Origin of the sequence: Algoriphagus sp. TR-M9 (genome assembly GCF_027594545.1) — a bacterium.
Taxonomy (GTDB): domain Bacteria; phylum Bacteroidota; class Bacteroidia; order Cytophagales; family Cyclobacteriaceae; genus Algoriphagus; species Algoriphagus halophytocola.
Genome location: NZ_CP115160.1, coordinates 3,592,501 through 3,609,543 on the forward strand (window position 1 = coordinate 3,592,501; position 17,043 = coordinate 3,609,543).

16 protein-coding genes (1 of these 16 only partly in view) are annotated in these 17,043 nt (G+C 43.6%); 6 read left to right on the top strand and 10 right to left on the bottom strand.

Annotated elements, in window-relative coordinates:
- The 6 genes from PBT90_RS15060 to PBT90_RS15085 form a co-directional block, all read right to left on the bottom strand.
- Positions 1-331 carry the 5' portion of a 3-keto-disaccharide hydrolase gene (locus PBT90_RS15060; RefSeq protein ID WP_264811404.1) on the bottom strand. 266 nt of this gene lie to the left of the window's left edge, so 331 of the gene's 597 nt are visible here — the first part of the coding sequence; its start codon is at positions 329-331; its stop codon lies beyond the left edge, outside the window.
- A gap of 152 nt (positions 332-483) precedes the next feature.
- Positions 484-1,248, bottom strand: coding sequence for a 3-keto-disaccharide hydrolase (locus tag PBT90_RS15065; protein WP_264811405.1), 765 nt, complete (start codon positions 1,246-1,248; stop codon positions 484-486).
- A 222-nt stretch (positions 1,249-1,470) separates the two neighbouring features.
- On the bottom strand, positions 1,471-2,244 hold the full coding sequence (locus tag PBT90_RS15070) for a helical backbone metal receptor (protein WP_264811406.1): 774 nt from the start codon (positions 2,242-2,244) through the stop codon (positions 1,471-1,473).
- Positions 2,245-2,307: 63 nt separating this feature from the next.
- Complete coding sequence (locus PBT90_RS15075) at positions 2,308-3,384, bottom strand: M42 family metallopeptidase (RefSeq protein ID WP_264811407.1); 1,077 nt, start codon at positions 3,382-3,384, stop codon at positions 2,308-2,310.
- Between the two features lie 93 nt (positions 3,385-3,477).
- Entirely contained in the window at positions 3,478-3,795 is a 318-nt protein-coding gene (locus PBT90_RS15080; protein ID WP_264811408.1) for a four helix bundle protein, read from the bottom strand.
- A gap of 49 nt (positions 3,796-3,844) precedes the next feature.
- Positions 3,845-5,422 (bottom strand): acyl-CoA carboxylase subunit beta, encoded by a 1,578-nt coding sequence (locus PBT90_RS15085; RefSeq protein ID WP_264811409.1) that lies wholly within the window; start codon positions 5,420-5,422, stop codon positions 3,845-3,847.
- Between the two features lie 249 nt (positions 5,423-5,671).
- Here PBT90_RS15085 and PBT90_RS15090 point away from each other — a divergent pair, with 249 nt between their 5' ends.
- From PBT90_RS15090 to PBT90_RS15115, 6 genes are all read left to right on the top strand, one after another.
- Positions 5,672-6,613, top strand: a complete 942-nt coding sequence (locus PBT90_RS15090; protein WP_270129878.1) for a Ppx/GppA phosphatase family protein — start codon at positions 5,672-5,674, stop codon at positions 6,611-6,613.
- 68 nt (positions 6,614-6,681) lie between these two features.
- On the top strand, positions 6,682-7,752 hold the full coding sequence (locus PBT90_RS15095; RefSeq protein WP_264811411.1) for an Ldh family oxidoreductase: 1,071 nt from the start codon (positions 6,682-6,684) through the stop codon (positions 7,750-7,752).
- A 213-nt stretch (positions 7,753-7,965) separates the two neighbouring features.
- Positions 7,966-8,427: a hypothetical protein gene (locus PBT90_RS15100; protein ID WP_264811412.1), complete on the top strand. Its 462-nt coding sequence runs from the start codon at positions 7,966-7,968 to the stop codon at positions 8,425-8,427.
- 140 nt (positions 8,428-8,567) lie between these two features.
- The gene (locus tag PBT90_RS15105) at positions 8,568-9,935 is read left to right on the top strand and encodes a Gfo/Idh/MocA family protein (RefSeq protein ID WP_264811413.1); all 1,368 of its coding nucleotides are present in this window, start codon (positions 8,568-8,570) and stop codon (positions 9,933-9,935) included.
- Between the two features lie 112 nt (positions 9,936-10,047).
- Positions 10,048-11,415: a Gfo/Idh/MocA family oxidoreductase gene (locus PBT90_RS15110; protein WP_264811414.1), complete on the top strand. Its 1,368-nt coding sequence runs from the start codon at positions 10,048-10,050 to the stop codon at positions 11,413-11,415.
- Positions 11,416-11,509: 94 nt separating this feature from the next.
- Positions 11,510-12,004, top strand: coding sequence for a GNAT family N-acetyltransferase (locus tag PBT90_RS15115; protein WP_264811415.1), 495 nt, complete (start codon positions 11,510-11,512; stop codon positions 12,002-12,004).
- Between the two features lie 215 nt (positions 12,005-12,219).
- Here PBT90_RS15115 and truA read toward each other — a convergent pair whose 3' ends face one another.
- The 4 genes from truA to PBT90_RS15135 form a co-directional block, all read right to left on the bottom strand.
- Positions 12,220-13,005: a tRNA pseudouridine(38-40) synthase TruA gene (truA, locus tag PBT90_RS15120; protein WP_264811416.1), complete on the bottom strand. Its 786-nt coding sequence runs from the start codon at positions 13,003-13,005 to the stop codon at positions 12,220-12,222.
- 72 nt (positions 13,006-13,077) lie between these two features.
- Complete coding sequence (locus PBT90_RS15125) at positions 13,078-14,283, bottom strand: CehA/McbA family metallohydrolase domain-containing protein (RefSeq protein ID WP_264811417.1); 1,206 nt, start codon at positions 14,281-14,283, stop codon at positions 13,078-13,080.
- 136 nt (positions 14,284-14,419) lie between these two features.
- Positions 14,420-15,487 carry a 3-isopropylmalate dehydrogenase gene (gene leuB, locus PBT90_RS15130; protein ID WP_264811418.1) on the bottom strand — a complete coding sequence of 356 codons (1,068 nt, stop codon included), beginning with the start codon at positions 15,485-15,487 and terminating at the stop codon, positions 14,420-14,422.
- Entirely contained in the window at positions 15,456-17,042 is a 1,587-nt protein-coding gene (locus tag PBT90_RS15135; protein ID WP_264807334.1) for an alpha-isopropylmalate synthase regulatory domain-containing protein, read from the bottom strand. The genes leuB and PBT90_RS15135 overlap by 32 nt, the downstream gene beginning before the upstream one ends.
- Position 17,043 lies beyond the last annotated feature (1 nt).

Here is a 17,043-nt window from a genome sequence, read left to right on the forward strand (position 1 = left end):
CATGACCTGGAGGCGCTACCTCTACTTGCCAGCCTGATACTTTAGTCCCATCCACGGTAGACCTAATGAATACCCCTGAGTTTCCGTTTGCTTCCTGCTTGAATTCCAAAGTGATCTCAAAATCCTTGTAGTGCTCGTCTGTTCCTAAATAGCCATATCCTTTATCTGGACCACTCTCTGAAATCAACAAGCCATCCTCAACGTACCACTTTTCGGTCCCATAAATAGTCCAACCTGAAAGATCTTTTCCATTAAAGAGCTTTACTTTTTTCTGCGCATGGGCAAAATTCACAGATGCCAACAAGAGCACCATTACTAATACGTTTTTCATGTGTTTATAATTTGTCTTTTAAAGGCCATATGGAATCTCGCCTGGGAGATAATCATCCCTCTGTGTGTCGCTTCCGACATGCTCGATTTCATGTGTTTATAATTTGTCATTCAAATTTAATACCTGTCTGCTGGTCTCAGAATGTCCCGATTTTACAGCTTTCTTATCTTTATATTCTTAAACCAAGTTTCAGCTCCGTGGTCCTGAAGAGAAATGAGGCCAGACTTGGCAATAGCATAATCCGGATACTCCTCCCACTTGCCAGAATTCCTGGCAGCGGTCCACGCTTCAGAATAAGGAACAAATTCAACGGTTTTCTTACCATTAAGGTAATAACTCGAGCCTTCCTCTGAGAAAACAATCCTTGAAGTGTTCCATTCCCCAGCAGGTTTTACTGCTCCTTCATAGTCTGGCTCTGTCATCGCATAATCTGCACCAATTGACTGCCACTTTTCCAATGGATCTGGAAATCCCAGTTGGTCAATCATCTGGTATTCCGGTCCTGTTTCGTAAGGAGCGTCATATTTTGGATCTTCTACCACATGATAGAGCACCCCACTGTTACCACCAGGGGCAATCTTCCATGTCCATTCCATCTCAAACTCCTCAAATTCCATAGGCCCAAAAACAATATCTCCGCCGATATCTCCTCCTTTGCCTAGGGCTTTCAATGCTCCATCCTCCACAGTCCAGCCATCCGATGGGAAGCTATCCCCGTTAAATGCTCTCCAGCCATCAGTATTGGTGCCGTCAAATAGCAGCATCCAACCTTCATTCTTTTCTTCTTCTGTAAGGGTGTTTTCTGCTACCAGGACTTCCTCTACCACTGTTTCTGTCACCGAGTCCTCAGCAGGTTTAGGTCCACAGGACCAAGCTAGGGCAAATAAAGCTACCCAGGCATATCTTGCATTTTTCATAGTATTGTTAGTTTCATCTGTTTATAATATATTTTTAAAAGGTCAGATAACCGGTCCCGTCCGCGGTGGCAGATCGGGAGAATCTCGCATGGTTTGTAATCATCCCAGCGTGTGACGTTTTCCGTCATGCTTGATTCCAAATTATTTGAATTCAAAAGTTAATTGATTTTTTTAAGAAAGTAGCTTAGCTAAATAAATTTTTTCACAAGTCCAGAAATCCTCTTATCCGCAATCCAGTTTTAAATTTTGGAAATACGTGTTGGCTCTCAGCAGCCTGCTACCATACCAAGAGAAGATTTCTCCATCCACAAGTCTGATTCTAGCTCTGGGCAAAAGTGAATGAAAATAATCCATATGAATATCCTTAAATGGAAATGGCTCCGAACTGAGCAACAGGTATTCAGGATTCAACTCAGCCATCTCCTTTTCTGACAACTGCGGGTAGCGTGAAGTGCTGATCAAATTCTCAAATCCAGCAAAGCCCAACATTTCATTTATAAAGGTATCCCTTCCAGCTACCATGATAGGATCCTTCCAAATCAAATAGATAGCCGTTCCTTTTCTAGGTAAAGGCTTCGTAAAGTCTATTCTCAACTGCCCCGCAATCTTTTCCGCTTTGGTTTCTGCACCAAGCATTTGCCCAAAACACGCTATCATCTCCAAGCTATCTTGCAAATTATAGATATCACTCATCCAAACCGGATACTTTCCCATCAACTCTTCCATCCCAGCTTGCTCATTTTCCTCCTTGTTGCCAATAATCAGATCAGGTTTTAAAGAATCAATCACATCCATACGGTAATTCTTCGTTCCGCCTACAATAGTTTTTGCTTTGCGAAGACCTTCGGGATGCACACAGAATTTCGTCACTCCGACTATCCTTTCCTCCAAACCTAGATCAACCAATAGCTCAGTCTGCGACGGAACGAGAGAAATAATCCGCTGGGGAGGAGTAGGAAGTGAAACGCTACGCTTGAGCTGGTCGGTGAAGTGCATTTTTAGTCAACTGTCGACGATCGACGGACCACAGCTGTAGGCTGTGGACCGCGGACTGTGGACTTATTTTATATACCTGAAGTCAAAAGTCGGACCAAAATCCACCAAGAACTCATACATCAAATTGATCACTTGCTCGATGTCATCTTTGCTGGCAGTCTCGACTGTAGTATGCATGTATTTTAATGGAAGTGAAATCAATGCTGATGGCACGCCCTCATTTGAATAGGCAAAAGCATCTGTATCCGTTCCAGTTCCTCTGGATGCAGTTGCTCTCTGAAATGGAATGTCGTTCTTTTTCGCTGTCGCAATTATCAAATCAAGTAACTTCTTATGAACTGAAGCACCGACTGGCAATACGGGACCTTTGCCCGCAGTAAAATCCCCACTGGTCACCTTATTATATAAAGGTGCTGTAGTATCATGACAAACATCTGTGATAATAGCCGCATTAGGCTTGATGTTAGCAGCGATCATCTGCGCTCCACGAAGGCCAATTTCCTCTTGCACGGCATTTACTATATAGAGTCCAAAAGGAAGTTTCTTCTTATTCTCTTTGATTTTCCTAGCAACCTGGGCTATCATGTAACCCCCGATTCTATTATCCAGTGCTCTTCCCGAATAAAACTTGCCATTCAACTCGGTCAATTCATCCTTGAATGTGATCACACATCCCACGTGAATTCCCATTTCTTCTACTTCTTCTTTGGATCTGGCTCCCACGTCGATAAAGATATTGTCCAAAGTAGGCGCATCTTCTTTTCCGTCCTTTCTTACATGAATTGCCGGCCAGCCAAAAACTCCTGGTAGAACACCCTTATCTGTATGAATATTTACCCGCATGGATGGAGCGATCATATGATCCGAACCACCATTGCGACGCACATAGATATAGCCATCTTCTTTGATGTAATTCACAAACCAGCTGATCTCATCCGCATGCGCTTCAATCACGACCTTATATTCTGCCTTCGGATTAATGACCGCTACAGCCGTTCCATAGTTGTCGGTGAAATAATCATCTGCAAAAGGTTTGATGTAATCCAGCCAAATCTGCTGACCAGATGCTTCGAAGCCGGTTGGCGAAGCGTTGTTGAGGTAGTTATATAGGAATTGTTTTTCTGTTGGTTCTTTTGTCATTTCATATTTGTTATTACAGACCATAGTTTTTAGTCCATAGCCCATAGAAGGTTTAATTTGAGAACAATTTATTTTTTAAAGATTGAATCATTTTTACAGTTCTTCGGATTGTGTATAGGTTGACTGAAATACCTCTTCTAAAATATACCCCCTCCTCCTTGCGATAAATAGAGCCGAGACAACTTCAACGATAGAACGGATTGAGTAATTTAAAAACCTTTTGTATTCCAGATTGGATTGGCTAGTGCTTCCTTCAGCAATATTCAATGCTACAGAGTCTGCAGCTCTTCTCATTTGCGAAATTAAATTAAACCGCTCCTCATTAGGGAAATCTTTGGTGATAACAAATATCACCTCGTTAAGATCCATTGCTTTTTGCCAAACTATTAATTTTTCAAACTTGAAAGCCATAACTCCTATTTAGGGTAAAACTATGGGCTATTGTCTAGTAGCTATTAACTCACAAGGGTATATTCCCGTGCTTCTTCCTCGGAATCTTATCCACTTTGTTTTCTAGCATTTTGAAAGCTTTGATGAGTTTGAGGCGAGTTTCAGATGGCATAATGACTTCATCAATAAAGCCTCTGTGTGCAGCACGATATGGATTGGCAAACTTAGCCGTGTATTCATCCACTTTTTCCTGAAGCTTAGCCTCTGGATCTTCAGCTTCCGCAATCTCTTTTTTGAAAATAATCTCGGAAGCTCCTTTTGCTCCCATCACAGCGATTTCTGCTGTTGGCCAGGCAAAGTTTAGATCAGCTCCGATATGCTTGGAATTCATTACATCATAGGCTCCTCCGTAGGCTTTCCGCGTGATCACAGTAATTCTTGGAACTGTTGCCTCCGAAAATGCATAGAGCACTTTGGCTCCATTGACGATAATTCCATTCCACTCTTGATCTGTTCCTGGCAAGAAGCCCGGAACATCAACTAATACTAAAATTGGAACATTAAAGCTATCGCAGGTCCGCACGAAACGGGCAGCTTTCACCGAAGCATCATTATCCAAAACACCTGCCATGGACTGCGGTTGATTTCCTACCACTCCTATGCTTCTACCAGCTATTCTCGCAAAACCAACCACGATATTGTCTGCGAAATCTTCATGCACCTCCAAAAAAGAATCCTCATCCACAATCCCTTTCACAACATCACGTATATCATACGGTTGATTGGGGTTTTCGGGAATCAAGCTATCCAACTCCTTTCGGCTTTCATCTTCCAATAGCTCATAAGGATAAACCGGAGCAATTTCCTCACAATTCTGAGGCATATAACCCAGGATTTTTTTGATATGCTGTATGCATTCCAGTTCATTTGCGCAAGCGAAATGAGTCACACCACTTTTCGTACTATGCGCAGATGCACCTCCAAGTTCCTCAGCCGTGACATTTTCCTGTGTCACAGTTTTTACCACATTGGGTCCAGTGACAAACATGTAAGAGGTGTTTTCCACCATTAATATAAAGTCAGTGATAGCCGGTGAATAAACTGCACCTCCAGCACAAGGGCCCATGATCGCAGAAATTTGCGGTACGACTCCTGAGGCAAGGGTATTTCTGTAAAAAATATCGGCGTAACCACCGAGCGAATTAACTCCTTCTTGTATTCTCGCTCCGCCAGAATCATTCAACCCGACTACTGGAGCGCCATTTTTCATGGCCATATCCATGATTTTGCAAATTTTCTCGGCATGAGTTTCAGAAAGCGAACCTCCAAAAACAGTAAAGTCCTGTGAAAAGACATAGACTAACCTGCCATTCACCTCTCCATATCCAGTGACCACACCATCTCCCAGGTAATGCTCTTTATCCAGACCAAAGTCCTTTGCACGGTGCATCACGAATTTGTCAATTTCCTGAAAAGTCCCCTCATCCATCAGCAATTCTACCCGCTCGCGGGCCGTTAGCTTGCCTTTTTTATGCTGGGCTTCTATTCGCTTTTCTCCTCCACCCAGGAGTGCCTCTGCATTCTTCCTTTGCAGGGTTTTTATTTTATCGGCTATAATCGGGTCATTGGGTTTATCCTGTTCGCTCATGAAATCGTTTTTAGAGTATTCCAAATATAGCAGGCTTTTGCTGCTATGGAAAAATCTTCCCGGATGAATGAACAATCAGGGTATTAGCCTACCAAAACAAAGGGCCGGTTTAGTAAATAAAACCAAAGGGCACATTTCATTCGTACCTGATTTCATGCACCTTGTAAAATTCAATCAATTAAAGCCCCTTCAAAAAGCGCTCATTTCGAATAACTTTCTATATTCGCCCATCCAAAAAATCGGCAAGCTATGAGTACCCGGAAAACGGCGGTAATTGACATGGGCACCAATACATTTCATTTGCTATTGGTAGAACTTGACGGAACAAGCTTCAAAACTATTTACAAGGAAAAAATCCCTGTGAAGCTGGGAAAAGGCGGCATTAACCAAAACACACTTGCCAAGGATGCTTTGAAAAGAGCCTATCATACCCTTAGACATTTCAAAAACCTGATCGATGCTGAGCACATAGATCAGGTTTTTGCTTTTGCGACCAGTGCTGTTCGCAATGCTGCCAATGGTGCAGAGTTTGTCCATACTGTAAAGGACAGCATAGGTATTGCTATTCAGGTGCTTTCTGGCACTGAGGAAGCCCAGATGATCTATGAAGGAATTCGACTTTCCGGATCATTGAATGGACAGACTGAGTTGATGATGGATATAGGAGGCGGTTCGGTAGAATTTATCATTGGTAATAGCCAGCAATCACTTTGGAAGCAAAGTTTTGAAATTGGGGGGCAGCGTCTCCTGGAATTGTTTCATCACCATGACCCCATTCTGCCTGAAGAAATAGATAAACTGGAGGGCTATCTTGAAGAAAAGCTACAACCACTTATCGAGGCAATAGCACGGTTCAGACCAACAGGACTAGTCGGAGCATCAGGTACTTTTGACACTTTGACGGATATTTATTTTGAGTCCATGCTGCAGTGCAAACTGACGGGACACCATGTATTTGAGCTTCCTGTTGAAGAATTTGAAGAGATTCACCGTGAGCTCGTCACCAAAAATAAAGAAGAGCGACTGGTAATACCTGGCATGATCCCTATGCGCGTGGACATGATCGTAGTGGCCTCAAGTCTGATTGAATTTATCCTGAGGTATATGAAAGTGGACTATATCACCTGCTCGCATTATGCGCTGAAAGAGGGAGCTATTGCCACGCTTTTGAATCAGGAGCAAACTGCCTGAGTTCCTTTCCAAAAAATTTCCTTTCTTATCTTTGGCCAAAACCTATCGGCTGTACTAACCGCATTGTTATGAATTATTCTTATAAACAACTTCACACGTTTACTCTAAGCATGCTTTCGAAAATCGGCTGTCCGGCAGATCAGGCGAAAACAGCAGCCGATGTTTTGCTATCGGCAGATCTGAGAGGAGTGGATAGTCATGGTGTGGCGAGGCTTTCTGGCTACGTGCGCTTGTGGGAGAAAGGGAGAATTAATGCTACGCCAAATGTCCGGGTAGTCCACGAAACCCCATCCACAGCTGTAGTCGATGGAGATGGCGGCTTAGGTTTGGTCGTAGCTCCTTACGCGATGAAAGTGGCCATAGAAAAAGCAAAGATTGCTGGTACAGGTTGGGTTTCTGTCAAAAACTCGAATCACTACGGCATTGCAGGCTATCATGCTATGCAGGCTTTGGATCATGATATGATCGGTATTTCACTGACCAATGCCAGTCCGCTAGTCGCCCCTACTTTTTCGCAGGAAAGGCTTTTGGGTACAAATCCAATTTCGGTGGCTATTCCAGCAAAGGAACAGCCTGCATTCGTCGCTGATATGGCGACCACAACCGCTGCAAATGGGAAACTGGAAATCCTTCAAAGAAAAGGGATGGATACGCCAACAGGCTGGGTGCAGGACAAAGAAGGGAATCCAACCACTTCGGCTAATGGAGTAAAAGATGGTGGAGCTTTACTTCCGCTGGGTGGAGACCGAGAGCATGGTTCTCACAAAGGTTATGCCTTGGGTTCAATTGTAGACATTTTCTCAGCTGTGCTTTCCGGCGCCAACTATGGACCATGGGTTCCACCCTTTGTTGCTTTCTTAGAGCCAGATCCAAATCCGGTGGGAGAAGGAATTGGTCACTTCTTTGGAGCAATGCGCGTAGATGCTTTCCGTCCAGCAGATGAATTCAAAGCCCATATGGATAACTGGATCACCCGATTCCGTGCTGCAAAACCAACTCCCGGAAATGAAAAGGTATTGATCCCAGGTGACCCTGAGCGGGAATTGGAAGCTACCAGAATGAAAGATGGAATACCATTGCTGGATCCAGTAGTGAAGGACTTGACTGCATTGGGAGAGCGATTTGGGGTGAAGTTTTAGGAATGTGGGATGTAGAGTGTCGGGTGACCGATGCATGTCTCCCACCCCGATTGATCTGTTTTTTAGACCAGCAAATTGCTGATGTAGGGTGTCGGGTGACCGATGCATGTCACCCACTCTTATGAGCGAATTAGAGATGGAGTAAAAAAGAGAATGGAGATAGGGAGTGATATACATACGATCTTTTAAAATATCTTTTTTTAACTTTATCACATGCCCCTATCCACTCTTACTCTACACCCCTCATACGAATCCAATCCAAAACTCGCCAAAGCCGCTCATAACCTCAGTACGCTACTGGCGGCTATCGCGAAAAAAAACATTCCAGAGTCAGTTGAAATAAAGATCAATGTGATTATAGCAGGGGTGAATAATTTCCCCGGACAGCCCCCCCAACTGCTCAAGCAACTCAAATCAGCCCAATCGGCTATCCTCAAACTTTTGGAAAGTGAACTGGGACTAGTTGCCAAAAACCACTACCAACTCCAATGGCTTGCTATCGGGATGGCAACATTTGGGATTCCCTTAGGAGTGGTTTTCGGAGCTTCACTGGGAAATATGGCCTTTTTAGGTATTGGCTTACCCATCGGCATGGCTATAGGTATTGCCATTGGCACAAACAAGGATAAGCAAGCAGAAGAAGAAGGAAAACAGCTCGATTGGACTGCCAAATAAGCTAATTTACCCTTCATACTTTACCTGTATTCCCCAAACTCCCTAGTCTTATCCACCCTTTACCCCACCACTCCTAATTTGACTTGTCAAAATCCCGGCTTTTTGTAAATTCAAAAACCTAAAATCTCAACCCAAAACCTATGAATCCCTTAAATCGAAGAGAATTTTTGAAAGGAAGTACCGCTATGATGTCGCTGGCAAGTTTTGGCTTGCTCGGCATGGAATTCAAAGACCGTGAAGGACCTCTTCAGGTTGCTTTGATAGGTTCAGGCTGGTACGGCAAATCTGATCTTTTTCGATTGATACAAGTTGCAGATGTGGAAGTAGTGGCGCTTTGTGATGTTGATTCCAAACAATTAGCAGAGGCCGGCAGATTAGTTTCCACCCGACAGAAGTCAGGCAAGTTGCCGGCACTTTACGAAAACTACAAAGAACTTTTGGCCAAAGAAAAGCCAGAGTATGTGCTAATAGGTTCACCAGACCACTGGCATGCTTTGATGGCTATTGATGCTTTGGAAAGTGGCGCACATGTCTATCTGCAAAAGCCAATTTCCGTGGATGTGATAGAAGGTGAAGCAATTTTGGCTGCAGCCAGAAAATACGACCGAAAGGTACAGATAGGAACACAACGGAGAAGTACACCTCATTTGGTTCAGGCCAAGCAGGAAATTATCGACTCGGGTAAACTTGGCAAAATCTCCCATGCGGAGGTTTGCTGCTATTATCACATGCGCAATAGCAGTCACCCGGATGTAATGTCTGTTCCTGAAAACCTGAATTACGAACTCTGGGCCGGACCTGCCCCTAAGCTTCCATATCGTGGAATTTTGCACAGAGGTTGGAGAGCATTTATGGAATATGGCAATGGAATCGTAGGTGATATGTGTGTACACATGCTGGATTCAGTGCGCTGGATGCTAGACTTGAGCTGGCCACTTCAGGTGACTTCCACGGGAGGAATCTATGTGGACAAAGCTTCAATTGCGAACATTTCGGACACCCAAACTGCCATTTTTGAATTTGATGAAATCAATGTGGTTTGGCAACATAGAAGTTGGGGAAATCCAGTGGACAAAGATTACCCTTGGGCTTTCAAGATTTACGGGGAGAACGGCATGTTGGCAGGAAGTCCTATGCGAGCGGATTTTTATCCGGAAGGCCGAAACAACGGGGAACAGATCCACTATCCGGTGGTTTTAGAAAAAGAGCAATACCCAGAAGATGTCACCGAAAAAGACATAGAAATCCATGCTGCTCCAGCCACCCGAGAGCAATTGAAAGACTGGCTTCAGGCAATAGAAAATGACACTTTGCCTGTGGCAGATGTTTTAGAAGGGCATATTTCTACTGCATCCTGTATTCTGGCAAATATGTCCATGGACCTGGGAGGTAGACCTCTGAAGTATGACCCGAAAACAAGGACTGTCATAGGGGACGAGGAAGCCACTGCCCTATTGAGGAGGCCGTACCGTGAAGGTTATATACATCCTGAGCCAGACCAAATTTGAGATTTCAAATTTCAATTTCCTAACCACTTCGTTTCCACTTATCCAAATCTTGTTGCTAAGGGATTGTGTTTTTGTAACTTATGCTTTACAATAAACCTCAACCCCTTACACAATGAATGCTCTTAACCGTAGAGATTTTCTCAAAGGCTCTTCAGCTTTAGCCACACTTGCCAGTTTTGGATTATTAGGAATGGACTTCAAAGATCGTGAAGGACCACTCCAGGTCGCTTTGATCGGCGCTGGATGGTATGGAAAGTCAGATCTTTTCCGACTCATCCAAGTGGCTGATGTGGAAGTGGTGGGACTATGCGACCCAGATCAAAATATGCTGAAAGCCGCCGGTGACATGGTGGCAACTAGACAAAAATCCGGAAAAGTGCCCGCGCTTTATCAAGATTATAAAGAGCTCCTAGAAAAAGAAAAACCAGAATTTGTTTTAATCGGATCCCCAGATCATTGGCACGCCTTGCAATGCATAGATGCCCTGAAAGCAGGCGCTCATGTATATGTACAAAAGCCAATCTCCGTAGATGTCATAGAAGGCGAAGCGATGGTGGCAGCTGCGAGAAAATACAATAAAGTAGTTCAGGTAGGTACGCAAAGAAAAAGCACTCCGCATCTAATCGATGCCAAAGAGCAGATTATAGACAGCGGCAAACTAGGCAAAATTTCCCATGTGGAAGTTTGCTGCTACTATCACATGCGTGCTAACGGAAATCCTCCAGTCGAACCCATACCGGATTTTTTCAATTATGACCTATGGACTGGACCAGCCCCACTCCGGCCTTATGATGGATTGCCACACCGCCGCTGGTGGAGAACATTTATGGAATATGGAAATGGCATTACAGGGGATATGTGTGTCCACATGCTGGATACCGTTCGGTGGATGTTGAAATTAGGCTGGCCTACAGGGATCAGTTCTACCGGTGGGATTTTTGTTCAAAAAGACGGCAAATCCAATATTTCTGACACGCAATCTGCAATCTTCGAATACCCGGAACTGAACGTAGTTTGGCAGCACCGAACCTGGGGTAATCCTGATGATCCAGAGTACCCTTGGGCATTTAAGATATTTGGAGAGAAGGGAATGCTGGCAGGCAGCACCATGCAAGCGGACTATACACCTTTGGATAAAGATGAAAAACCAATCCACTTTGAATGTCTTTTTGAGCGTGAGAACTATCCGGAAGATCTGACTGAACCGGATATCGAGCTGAATGCTGCACCAGCCACACGTCTCCACATGCAGGATTGGCTAAAGGCAATCGATAATAACACCCTGCCTGTTGCTGATATTGAAGAAGGGCATATTTCCACGGCTTCTTGTATTTTGGCAAATATTTCCATGGATTTGGGTGGAAGAAGGTTGGAATACGACCCTAAATCCATGACCGTAATCGGAGACAAAGAGGCTACGAAACTCCTCCGGAGGCCTTACAGAAAAGGATACACACATCCGGAACCTAAAAGCGTTTAAAGACATCTTATAAACCGAGTCTCGAATTTTGGGACTCGGTTTTAATTTATTGATAAACCCAATATCTTGGCTTCTCTTCTCTATTTGAAATGCCATGATTGAGATTACACCTGCAACCCAAGACGACCTGAAATATGTCCAAAGCATCGCCAATCAAACCTGGCCAGATACTTTTGGGGAAATTTTAAGTCCTGAGCAAATCGATTATATGCTAAAATGGATGTATAGCCTGGATACTCTGGAGAAACAACAAAACAAGGGACACCTGTTTTATTTGGCTGAGGAAAATGGTCAAAAAATGGGATTCACCGGAATTGAGATCAATCAAGGGCCTGGCAAAACCAAGATCCATAAAATCTACATTCTTCCAAGCGCCCAGGGAAAAGGAGTAGGAAAGAAATTGATTCAGAAGATCAAAGAAGTTGCGCTGGCAAAAGATCAGAAAAGTCTACTTTTGAATGTCAATAAATACAACGAGGGTGCGATCGCCTTTTACGAGTATTTGGGATTTAAGAAAATAAAAGAAGAAGTCATCGACATTGGCAATGGCTATGTGATGGATGATTTTGTGTTTGAGTTGAAGCTTTAAAATAATTAACCTTTGAGGTTGCAAAGACCTCGAAGGTTTAAACTCAAGCCCTATTTCATCCAACTAATCAGAATCCAAAGACATTGATTGGGTTTCACATATGGCCTTTTGTATCTAAAGAGCAGAAAAATAATATAGTCCGAATGTAAGACCTTAGGGTAATTATTTTTAAAACCTTCGAGGAGATTTCTCGGTCGTTCCTCGAAAATGACACCTCAAAGGTTATTCAGAAAGGTCTCCCAAAGCACCAATCCATTTGCAGGGGCAGGAGGTAATTTTTCAAATGATCCAGGAGATTCAAATCGATTGGCAATCTCAGTCAATTCCATCTCTCCTTTTCCTATTTGCCAAATGGCATACATCATCATGCGAACCTGGTGATGCAAAAAACCCGTCCCAGTGATTTCGAAGTAAAAAATCTCATCGGGAAAAAACTGCCCCAGCAATTCATTTGAGCTTGCGATCCTTGCTGAAATTACTTTTCGGAGATAGTCTGTCTTGTTTTCGGAAGGTCTACAGAAACCTTTGAAATTATGCTCTCCAATAAATAATTCACAAGCTTCCTTCATTTTTTCCCAGTTCAAATCTCCTGCAACATTGAGAAGGAAAGCCGAAGCAAAAGGATGAAAATCATTGGAATTCGAGAAATAGAAACGGTAAGTTTTCTGCCGTACTGACTGGATCAAATTGAAGTCTATGGGAACCTCTTGCACTGAATTAAGCTGAATATCCTGAGGCAAATGCACATTGAGCTCGAGCAAAAGCGAATCCATCTCAACCTTTTCACGAAGGAAAATCTGAACAAATCCACCTACGCAAGAAACCCCAGAATCAGTCCGACTTGCACCAATTAAGGAAAAATCCTCATGCCCCAATACATGCCGTAGCACGCGCTCCAATCTTCGCTGAACTGTGGGCTGATTGGGCTGAGGTGCCCAACCTTTATATCGGGCACCAAAATAGGAAATGGAAAAAAGGAAGGAAAATGGGCGAGATTGCAATTTGATTTGAAGTTTGAAATTTGAAATTAAGTCCAATTTCCCTTAATTCTTTCACGTAGTCAATAATTGAAATCAATTCGCTACGACTGGCTGTGTCCAGGCAACTTCTTTATCACCGATCTGATAGGGGTTCTCCTTAGGTTTGGAGGAAATGATTTTGGCGCGAACGTACATATCATCTACCTCAAGCGTATAATCTCCAGTCACACCTTTAATGTCTTTCAAAAGAACTCCACTTTCAGAAGGATTAGATTTTTTTGTTCCAAAGAACTGGATGGTATAGGCCACCCCATTTTCCGGTTGAACAGCAACGGATAAAGTCTCACCATCGAAATTGATCTCATTCATGGTAACGCCAGTTGTGGAATAAAAATCACCCTTTTCCATTGCCTCGATTAAAGAAGCAGGGGCCAAACTTTCAGATAAAACCATCACCCAACCCCGACCGGGGTTACTGCTATTTTGATCAAAAACATGGTAATTGTGCGCATCATCAACAGCCAAGCCATAAAGCAATGGTTTCCCTGCTTGTAAATATGCTGCCTGCACTTTGTCCCAAAGCACCTCCATACTGGGTCTTAGAGAATCTCCGTAATTATTTACCTGGGGATGACCGTTATAAACTTCAAAAAATCGCTCTCCTTCCAATTGGATGATATCTTCCGGCGTAATGGCCCAGATAAAATTCGGGTGATTGAGGTGCAAAAACATAGGAATTCCTGTAGAATCCCGCTGGGCTTTCACCCTGTCTAAGCCATTTTGCAAGATTTCCGGAATTGAATTCCCTCCTTCCGCCGGAATCAATTGCTGAATATTCGTGACATTCATATGAAGCGGTTTGCTCTCAAAACTCTCTGTCAACTCCTGAGATTGAATGATCAAAAACTCACCTTCTTCCTCAAACATCGGAGCATACTCTGCCAAGGTTTTCAACTTTACCTCCACTCTTCCGGCTGAATCTTCCCGATAAACGACTTGATCACCATATTTATCCAAGTACTTCTCAAAGCCCATTTCATGTGAAGGAGATCTCGGAATCAACTTCCACTTTTCGCCTTGCGCCAGCGTGTTATGATCAGATAAAACCACAAAATCATACTCATGCGACTTATACCAATCCATGATCATCTCCGGGTAATCATCCCCGTCCGACCAATAGGAATGCGTGTGGAGATTGCCTTTGTACCATTGTTTGGAAGGTTTCTCAACTTTCTCTCCAGGTTTACAGGAAACAAAAATTAAAGCAGAAAGCACACAAAGCAGAGGGAGATTTTTCATGGCACATGATATTTAGGTGTTCATCAAATATAACAAGCTCTTGCAAATGAAAGGTTAGCTCTAGATTATCATAAACATTGGGCACAAAAAAACCACCCCAGTCCTGAGGTGGTTTTCATTTTTTCTGCTGACTGATTTAAGCCAAAATCTTCGCAGCAAGCCAGTCACCCACTTCAGAAGTTTTGTAGGACGGCCCTCCATCAGCGATATCTTCGGTTGCGTATCCCTCTGAAAGCGACAGGTTCACTACATCAGAAATCGCCTGGGCTTCTTCTTTCAGGTCAAACGCATACTCGAACATCATTGCTGCAGAAAGCACTGTAGCTAAAGGATTGGCAATGTCTTTTCCAGCAGCTTGTGGATAAGAACCGTGAATTGGCTCAAACAATTTGATGGAAGTACCCAAGGAAGCAGATGGCATCAAGCCCATAGAACCTGAAATTACAGAAGCCTCATCTGTCAAGATATCTCCGAACAAGTTTTCAGTAATCAAGACATCGTAGGCTTTTGGCCACTGAATCAAACGCATGGCTACCGCATCTACAAATTCATATTCTACTTTCACATCTGGATATTCCGGGGCCAATTCCTGAACGGTTTCTCTCCAAAGTCTGGAAGTCGCCATCACATTGGCTTTGTCTACGCAAGTCAGGAGTTTTCTTCTTTTTTGCGCAGCTTCGAAACCCATTCTAGCAAGACGGGTAATCTCTTCCTTGCTGTACATGTTAGTATCAAAAGCCTTGGTTCCTTGCTCGTTTCTACCTCTTGGTTCGCCAAAATAAACTCCGCCGGTAAGCTCTCTGAAGAAGACAAAGTCAACGCCTTCGACACGCTCCAGTTTCAAGGGAGATTTATGTACCAAAGAAGGAAAAGTAAACGTAGGCCTTACATTGGCAAACAAGCCCAATTTCTGGCGCATCAACAATAAACCTTGCTCAGGACGTACCTTTGCTTTAGGATCATTGTCATATTTAGGATCTCCGATAGCTCCAAAAAGTACCGCATCTGAGGCCGCAGCTACTTCGTGGGTTGAATCTGGATAAGGTTCTCCTGTGGCATCAATAGCCGCAGCGCCTACTACTCCTTCTGTAAAGTTGATTTGGTGTCCGAATTTTTGTCCTACGGCTTTCACCACCTTTACTGCCTGATCAATAACTTCTGGTCCTATGCCATCACCCGGCAATAGTGCGATATTCATTTCCATAAAATTTGGATTCTTCTTTCGTTGGGGTTTGATTAAAAGATTCGACGATGTTCAGCATTTTCTCTGTGGCCATCATCGCAGCCACTGTTTGATCGGGGTCTAGCCCCTTTGTTTTAAATATCTTCCCATAATCCCAGGTCACTACAGTTTCCACAAAGGCATCAGTTTTTCCTCCCGGGGGAATAGAAACATGATAATCTATCAACTTTGGAAGCTGTCTTTTTCTGGTTTTATAGATTTTCTTGACTGCCTTCATAAAGGAATCGTACTGTCCATCACCTGTAGCGGTGGCATCATAGGATTTCCCATAAATATTCAGTCGCAACTGTACTGACGGCTTTAGGCCCTGGGAATGGGTCATGTGATACCCTTCAATGTGAATGTCTTTGGAAATAGAATTATTCTGCAATACATCGGAAATGATGTACGGCAGATCTTCCGTAGTCACTCGCTCTTTTTTATCACCGAGTTCGATGATACGCTGAGTTACTTTGGTCAGCTCATCCTTTTCCAAAGAAATCCCTAATTCTTCCAGATTCTTTAGGATATTGGCTTTACCAGAAGTTTTACCTAGTGCATATTTTCGTTGGCGACCAAATCGCTCTGGCAGCAAGTCATTGAAGTATAGGTTCTTCTTATTATCACCATCAGCATGAATCCCTGCGGTCTGGGTGAAGACATTTTCGCCCACCACTGGTTTATTAGCTGGAATGTGCTGACCAGAAAACTGCTCTACAAGCTTACTCACCCTGTAGATCTTCTGCTCCTGCACGTTAATCTGCAGATCGGTAAAGTCTTTGATCACTGCGATCACAGATTCCAGTGGTGCGTTTCCGGCTCTTTCTCCCAGGCCATTGACTGTAGTATGGATCCCGGAGGCGCCATACATGATCGCTTCCATGACGTTAGCCACCGATAGATCGTAATCATTATGGGCGTGAAAATCGAAATGAGCTTCTGGGAACTTACCAGAAATCTGAAGGAAAAACTTTTTAGTCTCCTCCGGAGAAAGCAATCCCAGCGTGTCTGGAAGCATGATTCGCTTAATTGGTAACGTAGTCAAAAAGGCGATCAACTCTAGGGTATATTCCAGAGAATTGCGCATACCGTTTGACCAGTCTTCCAGGTATACATTTACATCAATTCCTTTTTCCTGGGCATAAGAAATACTCCTCTGAATATCCGAAAAGTGCTCCTCCTTGGTCTTTTTGAGTTGATGGGTTAGGTGATTGAGCGAGCCCTTAGTCAATAGATTCATGACTTTTGCCCCGGCTTTGGTCAGCCAATCCACTGAAGCGGGAGTGTCTACAAATCCCAAGACCTCCACTCTATCCAGATAGCCTTTTTCTGCAGCCCATTGGGTGATTTTCTGTACTCCCTCTAGCTCTCCTTCAGACACTCTCGCTGAAGCCACTTCGATACGATCTACCTTCAACTCATCCAGTAATAGTTTGGCTATTTGGAGTTTTTCTGAAGGTAAAAAGGATACGCTGGAGGTCTGTTCTCCATCCCTCAGCGTAGTATCCATTATTTCAATGCGCTTCCCTGCGGTCATT